Below are 3,176 nucleotides of genomic sequence, written 5' to 3'. Positions count from 1 at the left end.
CACGGCGGCGCCGGACGACATCGACTGGGCCGACGAGATCCGCATCGCGCTGGAGGAGCGCGCGAGCCTGTCGCCCGATGCGCTGACCGGCCYGGAGGCCAACCTGCGCTTCGCCGGCACCGAGAGCATGGAGACCCGCATCTTCGGCCGGCTGACCGCGTGGCAGAACTGGATCTTCAACCGCCCGAACGCCGTCGGCGAAGCGGGCGCGCTGAAGGTCTACGGCACCGGGCACAAGGCGCAGTTCGACTGGAAGAGAGTCTGAAGGCGTACACAAGCCGTTCGCACTGAGCCTGTCGAAGTGCAGCGCAACGAAACCAAGTCCATGTCCAGCATCAACTACACCGACAAGATCCCCAACAACGTCAACCTGTCCGAGGACCGGACGCTGCAGCGTGCGCTCGAGCACTGGCAGCCCAACTACCTGAACTGGTGGCAGGACATGGGCCCCGACGGCTCGCACGGCTTCGATGTCTACCTGCGCACCGCGACCAGCACCACGCCCGACGGTTGGGCGCAGTTCGGCCACGTGAAGATGCCCGACTACCGCTGGGGCATCTTCCTCGCGCAGCCCGAGGCCGACCGCAGGATCGGCTTCGGCGACCACCAGGGCGAGGCCGCCTGGCAGGACGTGCCCGGCGAGCACCGCGCCAACCTGCGCCGCATCATCGTCACGCAGGGCGACACCGAGCCGGCCTCGGTCGAGCAGCAGCGCCACCTCGGCAAGACGGCGCCCAGCCAGTACGACCTGCGCAACCTGTTCCAGGTGAACGTCGAGGAAGGCCGCCACCTGTGGGCGATGGTCTACCTGCTGCACAAGCACTTCGGCCGCGACGGCCGCGAGGAGGCCGAGGCACTGCTCGAGCGCCGCTCCGGCGACCAGGACAACCCGCGCATCCTCGGGGCCTTCAATGAAGAGACGCCCGACTGGCTGGCGTTCTACATGTTCACCTACTTCACCGACCGCGACGGCAAGTTCCAGCTGTGCGCGCTGGCCGAGAGCGCGTTCGATCCGTTGTCGCGCACCACGCGCTTCATGCTGACCGAAGAGGCGCACCACATGTTCGTCGGCGAGTCGGGGGTGTCGCGCGTGATCCAGCGCACCTGCGAGGTGATGAAGCAGACCGGCATCGAAGACCCGGCCGAGCTGCGCCGCCACGGCGTGATCGACCTGCCGACGATCCAGCGCTACCTGAACTTCCACTACAGCGTGACGATCGACCTGTTCGGTGCCGACCAGTCGAGCAACGCGGCGATCTTCTACAGCTCGGGCCTGAAGGGCCGCTACGAAGAAGGCAAGCGCGCCGATGACCACGTGCTGAAGGGCGCCCACTACAAGATCCTCGACGTGCGCGACGGCGTGCTGGTCGACAAGGAGGTGCCGATGCTGAACGCGCTGAACGAGGTGCTGCGCGACGACTACATCCGCGACTCGTCGGCCGGCGTGAACCGCTGGAACAAGGTGATCGAGAAGGCCGGCATCGCGTTCCGGCTGAGCGTGCCGCACAAGGCCTTCAACCGCCACATCGGCAGCTTCGCCGGGCTGCGCGTGAGCCCCGACGGCCGGGTGATCGGCGAGATCGAATGGCAGGCCCATGTGCGCGAATGGCTCGCGAGCGAGGAAGACCGCGCCTATGTCGCGTCGCTGATGGGCCGCGTGGTCGAACCCGGCAAGTACGCGAACTGGATTGCGCCGCCGCCGATCGGCATCAACAAGCAGCCGGTCGACTTCGAGTACGTGCGTTTCAACTGAGGATGTGATGGACCCGGTCGTCTTCATCCAGCAGCACCTGATCGATCCCGAGGTCTGCATCCGCTGCAACACCTGCGAGGAGACCTGCCCGGTCGACGCGATCACGCACGACGACCGCAACTACGTCGTCGACGCGGCCATCTGCAACGGCTGCCAGGCCTGCGTGTCGCCGTGCCCGACCGGCAGCATCGACCACTGGCACCCGGTGCCGAAGGCGGCGGCGTATTCGATCGAGGCGCAGTTCGGCTGGGACGAGTTGCCGCCGAAGCAGGAGATGCCGGCGCTCGCGCAGGTGCCGGCCGATGCGGGGGCGCCGCCGGTCGACGAGGTGCCGCCGCAGGCGAATGCCGCGGTGTCGCCGAGCTCGCCGAGGCCGCCGTGGTCGGCCGCGCATCCCTACCTGAACCTGCACACGCTGAAAAAGCCGGTGCAGGCGACGGTGGCCGGCAACTTCCGGCTGACCGCGGCCGACGCCGAGGGCGACATCCACCACCTGGTGCTCGATTTCGGCACGCAGTTCTTTCCGTTGCTCGAGGGGCAGTCGATCGGCATCGTGCCGCCCGGTGTCGATGCCGCCGGCAGGTCGCACTACCTGCGCATGTACTCGGTCGCGAGCCCGCGCAGTGGCGAGCGCGAGGGTTACAACAACGTCTCGCTGACGGTGAAGCGGGTCACGAGCGACCACGACGGCCGACCGGTGCACGGCGTCGCGTCGAACTACCTGTGCGACCTGCGCAAGGGCGACACGGTGCAGGTCTGCGGCCCGTTCGGCGACCGTTTCCTGATGCCCAACCATGCGGGCTCGAACCTGCTGATGGTGTGCACCGGCACCGGCGCGGCGCCGATGCGGGCGATGACCGAGCACCGGCGGCGGCTGATGCAGGCGGGCAAGCCGGTCTACGGCGGGCTGATGCTGTTCTTCGGCGCGCGCCGGCCGGAGGAGCTGCCGTACTTCGGGCCCTTGACCAAGCTGCCGGCCTCGTTCATCGACACCTCGCTCGCGTTCTCACGCGTGCCGGGGCAGCCGCGCCGCTATGTGCAGGACCTGATGCGCGAGCGCGCCGCCGACATTGCCCTGCTGCTGCGCGGCGACACCTGCCTCTACCTGTGCGGGCTGAAGGGCATGGAGACCGGCGTGCTGGACGCGCTGGCCGACATCTGCGCCGAGGCGGGGCTCGATTGGCCGCTGCTGCACCAACGGCTGGTGGACGAGGGGCGTTTCCACGTCGAGACGTACTGAATGGGTTCCATGCGCAGTTCTGTGCGAGGCAAAGGCGCGGGCGGGGGGTGTGGGGCTCGCCGGCCGGTGCGGTCATCGCCCCTGGCGGTGCGATGACTCCCCTGCGCCATCTGCTTTCATGAACCGTCGCCGAAACTCCCTCCACTCACTTCGTTCGTTGTGGTCAAACAGTCGGCGACAGTC

Annotated in this window: 2 protein-coding genes and 1 pseudogene; all 3 read left to right on the top strand. The window is 68.0% G+C overall.

What is annotated here, in order from left to right; genetic code table 11:
• Positions 1 to 265: pseudogene (locus AC1D01_RS27115) on the top strand (2,3-epoxybenzoyl-CoA dihydrolase); the annotation flags it as partial.
• A 60-nt stretch (positions 266 to 325) separates the two neighbouring features.
• Positions 326 to 1,753: a benzoyl-CoA 2,3-epoxidase subunit BoxB gene (gene boxB / locus AC1D01_RS27110; RefSeq protein ID WP_477871905.1), complete on the top strand. Its 1,428-nt coding sequence runs from the start codon at positions 326 to 328 to the stop codon at positions 1,751 to 1,753.
• A gap of 7 nt (positions 1,754 to 1,760) precedes the next feature.
• Positions 1,761 to 2,993, top strand: a complete 1,233-nt coding sequence (gene boxA, locus AC1D01_RS27105; protein WP_477871903.1) for a benzoyl-CoA 2,3-epoxidase subunit BoxA — start codon at positions 1,761 to 1,763, stop codon at positions 2,991 to 2,993.
• Positions 2,994 to 3,176 lie beyond the last annotated feature (183 nt).

This window comes from Rhizobacter sp. P3_B12, from assembly GCF_056402895.1.
This window is presented reverse-complemented; position numbering and strand designations above follow the sequence as displayed.

Excerpts from the sequence above, each read along its gene's own strand:
- boxB (WP_477871905.1), top strand. The coding sequence starts at position 326 with ATGTCCAGCATCAACTACACCGACAAGATCCCCAACAACGTCAACCTG.
- boxA (WP_477871903.1), top strand. The coding sequence starts at position 1,761 with ATGGACCCGGTCGTCTTCATCCAGCAGCACCTGATCGATCCCGAGGTC.